This window comes from Paenibacillus camerounensis (assembly GCF_000723885.1).
In the GTDB taxonomy this organism is placed as follows: domain Bacteria; phylum Bacillota; class Bacilli; order Paenibacillales; family Paenibacillaceae; genus Paenibacillus_AQ; species Paenibacillus_AQ camerounensis.
This window is the reverse complement of record NZ_CCDG010000100.1, coordinates 49,015-55,134: the sequence shown is the minus strand read 5'-3', so window position 1 is coordinate 55,134 and position 6,120 is coordinate 49,015. Positions and strand designations below refer to the sequence as shown.

The following is a 6,120-nucleotide window of genomic DNA, read 5'->3' as shown; positions in this document are numbered from 1 at the left end:
CGGCTGTCCATTGCCCGGGCGCTGCTCGTGGGGCCGCCGGTGCTGATTATGGATGACAGCATGAGCGCTCTGGATGCCCGGACGGAGCGGCAGCTGCGGGGTGCGCTCAAGGAGATTACGGCAGAGGCCGTGACCTTCCTGATCGCCCAGAAAATATCGTCCGTCACGGAAGCGGACCAAATTATTGTACTTGATGACGGGGAGATCGCAGGCAGCGGCTCACATGAGGAATTAATGCAGAGCTGCAGGGTATATCAGGAGATCTACCGGTCGCAGTTCGGCTCAGAGGAGGTGTCTTATGTCAGCGAACCAGCCATCCAGTCATTCTAATCAGGGCAAAACGCCGCAAAAGTTCGACCAGATGGGCTTCCGCCAGGGTCCGGGACATATGCACGGAGGCGTACCCAAAGTAAGATCCAAGGATACCTTCGGCACGCTGCGGCGGATTTGGGGCTACCTGAAGCAGGAGCGCGGGGCGCTCACCTGGGTAATTGTGTGTACCGTACTGATTACTGCGCTTTCGCTCGCGGGGCCCTATCTGATCGGCAAGCTGTTCGATAACTATATCGTGCCCGGCCGGTTTGAAGGAATGTTCCGGATGGGCATGATCCTCCTTGGGGTATATGCATTGGGCGCGTTCTTCACCTGGGTTCAGCAATATACGGCCTCCAGCCTGTCACAGAATACGGTCCGCAATATGCGGCAGGATCTGTTCGAGCAGTATCAGCGGCTGCCGGTATCGTTCTTCGACCAGCGCACCCACGGGGAGCTGATGAGCCGGGCTGTCAATGATATTGCCAACGTCTCCAATACGCTGAATCAGACGGTGGTCCAGCTGATTGCAAGTGTCCTGATGCTGGCCGGCTGTCTGGTTATGATGCTCAGTCTGAGCGTGTGGATGACGCTGATTACCATACTGACTGTTCCGCTTATTACGTTTATTGTTAAAAAAATCTCCGTCCACACCCGCCGCTACTTCTCGGAGCAGCAGCAGCATCTCGGCGAGGTGAACGGCTTCGTCCAGGAGAATATCTCCGGCCTGAAGGTCGTCAAGGTATTCGGCCGGGAGGAAGAGGCAGTCCGCCAATTCCGGCAGATCAATGAACGGCTGCGGGCCGTCGGAGTGAAGGCGCAGACCCTCTCCGGCTCCATGGGTCCGATGATGAACGCTATGCGCAACCTGACCTTCCTTGTTATCGCGGTGTCGGGCGGTATTTTTGCTTATCATGAAATGATTACGATCGGTATTATTGTCAGCTTCCTCAATTATTCCAATCAGTTCAGCCAGCCGCTTAACCAGCTCGCCAACCAGTACAATCTGTTCCAGTCGGCGGTTGCCGGTGCGGAGCGCGTGTTTGAGGTACTGGATCTGGAGCCGGAAATGTCCCGGGAGCCGGAAGAGACGGCATCCCGGCGGATCAGGGGCGAGGTGGTATTCGAGCAGGTGGGCTTCAGTTACAAGCCTGAGGTACCGGTGCTGAAAAACCTCTCCCTGCACGCCGAGCCCGGCCAGATGCTGGCGCTTGTCGGCCCGACCGGGGCAGGCAAAACCACCATTATCAACCTGCTGACCCGCTTCTATGAAATCCAGTCCGGCCGGATTCTGATTGACGGTGAGAATATCCGTGATCTGGATAAGCAGACGCTCCGGTCACAGATCGGCCTTGTGCTGCAGGATGCTTACGTCTTCTCGGGGACGATCCGGGACAACATCCGGTACGGGCGGATGGAAGCTACGGATCAGGAGGTAGAGGAAGCGGCCAAGCTCGCCAATGCCGATGTGTTCATCCGGAAGCTGCCGAACGGTTACGATACGCATCTTAATGCCGAAGGCGGCAACCTGAGCCAGGGGCAGCGGCAGCTGCTGACCATTGCCCGTGCCGTGCTGTCCAATCCGTCGATTCTGATTCTCGATGAGGCGACCAGCAACGTGGATACGCGGACAGAGCTGCATATTCAGGAGGCGATGCGGAAGCTGATGCAGGGCCGGACCAGCTTTGTCATTGCCCACCGGCTGAGCACGATCCGCGAGGCCGACGCTATTCTGGTGATCCAGGACGGAGAGATCAGCGAGCGCGGAACCCATGAGGAGCTGATGGACGGCCAGGGCTTCTATTATGAGATGTACCAGAACCAGTTTGTGTCGGGGACGGCAAGCTAAAAGCTAAAGACGGCTTTTTCAGAGAGTGGCCATTCTTCTTCAGGGAGGAGGGCTGCTCTTTTTTACATATGCCTGATCTCAACCGGCCGCCTAGCAAAAAAACAAGATTTCTGGTAAATTTGCGGGCCGTTACAGAACGGAGCTAATTAATGTGCTTATGCATAAAAAAATTGTAGTACACTAGAATTACTTTAGAAGCGCTTACATGAATCACTTGAAATCCTCGGTTAAGGAGAATATTCCGATGCGGATGCTAATTGCAGATGATGATGATTATACAAGAGAAGGCCTGATTGATGCGGTGGAATGGAGCCAGTACGGTATTGAACAGATTATTGAAGCGAGAGACGGGGCACAGGCGCTGCGGCTGGCTGCACAGCATAAACCGGAAATCGTGCTGACGGATATACGGATGCCGAAGCTGAACGGAATTGCTTTTGCCGAGAAGCTGGGGGAGCAGTGTCCGGACTGCAAGCTGCTGTTCATGAGCGGGTATCTGGATGTGGAATATCTGAAAAGCGCCATCCGGCTGGCCGCCGTCGATTATATAGAGAAGCCGATTAAAATTCCGGATCTGAAGGAGGCTATCTCCAAAACAGTGAAGTCTGTGCAGAAGAGCAGGCGGCTGACCGATGAGCTTAGTATCAAAAAAAACCTGCAGCAGCAAAAGCTGGCACAGGTGCTTATAGAAGGCACAGCCGGCCGCGAACCGGTCCTGAAGCAATGTGAGGAGGCCGGATTTCCGGTAAACGCCGGATATGTAGGTGTGATTGTGTCTATTAGCGGGCAGTCAGGCGGTGAGCCGGAGCTGCTGGAGGAGCTGCATGCCTTCTGGCACAGGCAGGGGGTGCAGGCTGTCGGTAACGTTACCGGCAAAGGAGAGCTTGTATTCGTGCTACCGCTGAACCAGGTGAAGCTGGAGCGGACCCATGCGCTGGTGAAGCAGCTGCTAATAAGCCATGATGGCCTCCGCATTGCAACGGGCAGCAGGGTGCCGGATATTTTTGAGGTAAGCCAGAGCTATATCCATGCCCGTACAGCGATGAACTGCTTTTTCTATGAGCCGGAGGCCCGTTTCAGTCCTTTTACAGAATCCGAGGGTACATCAGCAGGGATCAGCCCGCAGCTGTTCGTGGACTTCTATATGCTGATGAAAAGTCAGCCGCGTGAGCTGAGCGGATGGGTTGAAGCGCTATGTGACCGTCTGATTTCCGAGGAGCGTCCTCCGCGCGAGCAGGTCTATTCGTTATTTGCCTCTATGGGCAAGGCGATGCTGCAGGAGAAAGGGGCGTTGCTGGCCGGACTGGACGGGGTCTATGAGATGAAGGACATCGACACCCGGATATCCGCTTTTTATACGCTAACGGAGCTCAAGGAGTATGTACTCGCAATCTGCAGCAGCTATTGTGCCGAAAAAGCCAAGGAAGCCGAGTACTCGCATACGGTAATCAGCGTGATGGATTATGTAGCTGCCCATGTCAGCAAGGCGGAGCTGGATCTGCCGGAAATCGGCCAGCATATGTTTATGTCCTCCGCCCATCTGAACGTGCTGTTCAAGCAGGAGACGGGGATGACGATTACCCAGTACATCAGGGATTACCGGATTGAGCTGGCCAAGAAGCTGATCATGAATGAGCACTATAAAATGAACGCAATTTCCGAGCTGTGCGGCTTTGCCAGTCCGAGCTATTTTGCCAAGGTATTCAGGCTCTGCACCTCCGTCACGCCGGTTGAATACAGAAAGCTCAAGCTGCGATGAGGATCCCTGTCCCGTTCCGTAATCTGTCCATCCGCAAAAAGCTGATCCTGCTGTTCGTCATGGTCGGGATTATTCCGCTGATCATCACCTTTTTTGTATCCCAGCATGAGATCCGCAAATACGCGCTGGACCGGCAGAGCTATGCCAACAATCAGACGTATGAGCAGACCCTGTCTGTACTGACCAGCCGGATGTCCCATATTGAAGAGATTTCCTCCATGATTGTGGTCAATAAAAAGATCACGTCCATCTTCTCGCTGAAGCCCGAGAGGCTGGAAATCTGGCAGCAGCTCTCGATGTTCGAGGAGATTACCTCCTATACCCAAATTCTGGAATCAGACTCGCAGTTTGACAACATTATGTACTTCATCAACGACGGATTTGTAACCGCCGGCAAAACCTCACTGTACCGGCCGCTCAGCCAGGTTCAGGGGCAGAAGTGGACGGAATCCTTTCTGGCTGCTAAGGGAAGGTCTGCCTGGCTGATTTTTGAGGACAAATTCAACTTTCTGACCCCGAAGAAGTATCTGACGCTGGGCCGGGCATTGTGGAATGAGAATGACTATATGGAATCCGTCGGCTTCGTGATGATCAACATTGACCTGGAGGAAATCACCGGAGCGCTGCGGCAGTCGGTACCCGGGCAGCTGGTCTACGTAGAAACGGCAGACGGCGAGCTGGTTGCCAGCAGCGGGACTGAGGAAGAGCTGGCGAAGATGCGCCTGCCTGGCAAGCTGAACAGCGGGTCCAGCTATTCAGAGATTCATCTGGAGAGCGGCACTTATCTGGCCCGCGGCAACCAGATTGATTCGACCGGCCTGTATCTGATATCGGTGATTCCGTCCAGTGCCGCCATGTCGATTATCCAGAAGATCCGTGTCCAGATGCTGAGCATCTATGCCGTGATCGGGCTGCTGATCTTTGTGTTTATTTTTCCGATTACAAGGTCAATTACGCAGCGCATCTTCCTGCTGATGAATAAGATGAGCCAGGTGCGGCAGGGCAGGCTGAATACGCTGGACCTGGAGCCGCGCACGGATGAGCTGGGACATCTGATCTCCAGCTACAATTATATGATTAACAGTGTGCAGGAGCTGATGGAGGAGCAATTCAGGCTGGGGCAGGAGAAGAAGGGGGCAGAGCTGAAGGCGCTGCAGTCCCAGATCAATCCGCATTTTTTGTATAACACGCTGGATATGGTGAACTGGATGGCCCAGAAAGATGAGGTGGATAACATCCAGCGGGTGATTCACGCCCTGTCGGATTATTACAAGCTGGCGCTGAACAAAGGCAAGGATTTTGTGAGCGTGGGTGACGAGGTCAGGCTGTGCAGCATCTATATGGACATCCAGAAGAACCGGTACAAAGACAGGATTAAGCTGGAGATCAGCGTCGAGGACGATGCGCTTAGCTGCATGCTGCCCAAGATTACGCTGCAGCCGCTGGTGGAGAATGCGATTGTGCATGGCATTATGGAGACGGAGGAGTGCAGGGGAACGATCCGCATTACAGGCCGGATTGAACAGAACAGGCTGCGGATTACCGTTGAAGATGACGGCGCCGGCATAAGCGAACGGGAGGAGCGGCATTCGGGCTACCAGGGAAGCGGCTACGGGGTTGAGAATATCAACAAGCGGCTGAGTCTGGTATTTGGCGGTGAAGCCAGGGAGATAACATTCATAAGTGCAGCGGGCACAGGGACCAGTGTGATTATAGACGTTCCTGTTATGCGGGTTTTGTGAAAATATAGTGTTAGAGTTATTCATTTAACGAAGCAGCGGCAGCCCAAGACTCAGGAAATAGAGTCTTGGGCTGCCGCTGTTGTTGTGCAACAAATGTTTTCCGTTATTTGAACATGCACGCTTTCTTTTACTACATAATATCTTCGTACAACGCAACACAGCCAATAAGAAAACCAGTTACCTATTCCCCATCAAAGACGTATTACATAAAAAGGAGTTGGAAAATCATACTTATCTTCACTACAAAAATTTTAATGGCATTGGCAATTTGGATTATCATTTTTCCGCAATCCCTTGTAAAGCTTCGAAATTACATATTAAAAGATACTATTGAACCAAGTTATATTTACCTACTGATGGGTCGGATTGTGGGAATCATTGTACTCATTATACTTCTTTACGGCTTGTTTAATATTTATCTAACACAGTATTAGAACTAATTTCAGATACCGCTATGT

4 protein-coding genes and 1 pseudogene are annotated in these 6,120 nt (G+C 52.9%); all 5 read left to right on the top strand.

Going from position 1 to position 6,120, the window contains the following annotated elements; all coding sequences use genetic code 11:
* Nucleotides 1–330: pseudogene (locus BN3772_RS28445) on the top strand (ABC transporter ATP-binding protein); the annotation flags it as partial.
* Nucleotides 299–2,161 carry an ABC transporter ATP-binding protein gene (locus BN3772_RS28440; protein WP_244444862.1) on the top strand — a complete coding sequence of 621 codons (1,863 nt, stop codon included), beginning with the start codon at nt 299–301 and terminating at the stop codon, nt 2,159–2,161. The pseudogene BN3772_RS28445 and the gene BN3772_RS28440, both read left to right, overlap by 32 nt.
* Before the next feature lie 205 nt (nt 2,162–2,366).
* Complete coding sequence (locus BN3772_RS28435; protein ID WP_086074811.1) at nt 2,367–3,920, top strand: response regulator; 1,554 nt, start codon at nt 2,367–2,369, stop codon at nt 3,918–3,920.
* On the top strand, nt 3,917–5,662 hold the full coding sequence (locus tag BN3772_RS28430; protein WP_042203836.1) for a sensor histidine kinase: 1,746 nt from the start codon (nt 3,917–3,919) through the stop codon (nt 5,660–5,662). Before BN3772_RS28435 ends, BN3772_RS28430 begins: the two co-directional genes overlap by 4 nt.
* A 113-nt stretch (nt 5,663–5,775) precedes the next feature.
* Nucleotides 5,776–6,096 carry a DUF6199 family natural product biosynthesis protein gene (locus BN3772_RS31785; RefSeq protein WP_482809928.1) on the top strand — a complete coding sequence of 107 codons (321 nt, stop codon included), beginning with the start codon at nt 5,776–5,778 and terminating at the stop codon, nt 6,094–6,096.
* Nucleotides 6,097–6,120 lie beyond the last annotated feature (24 nt).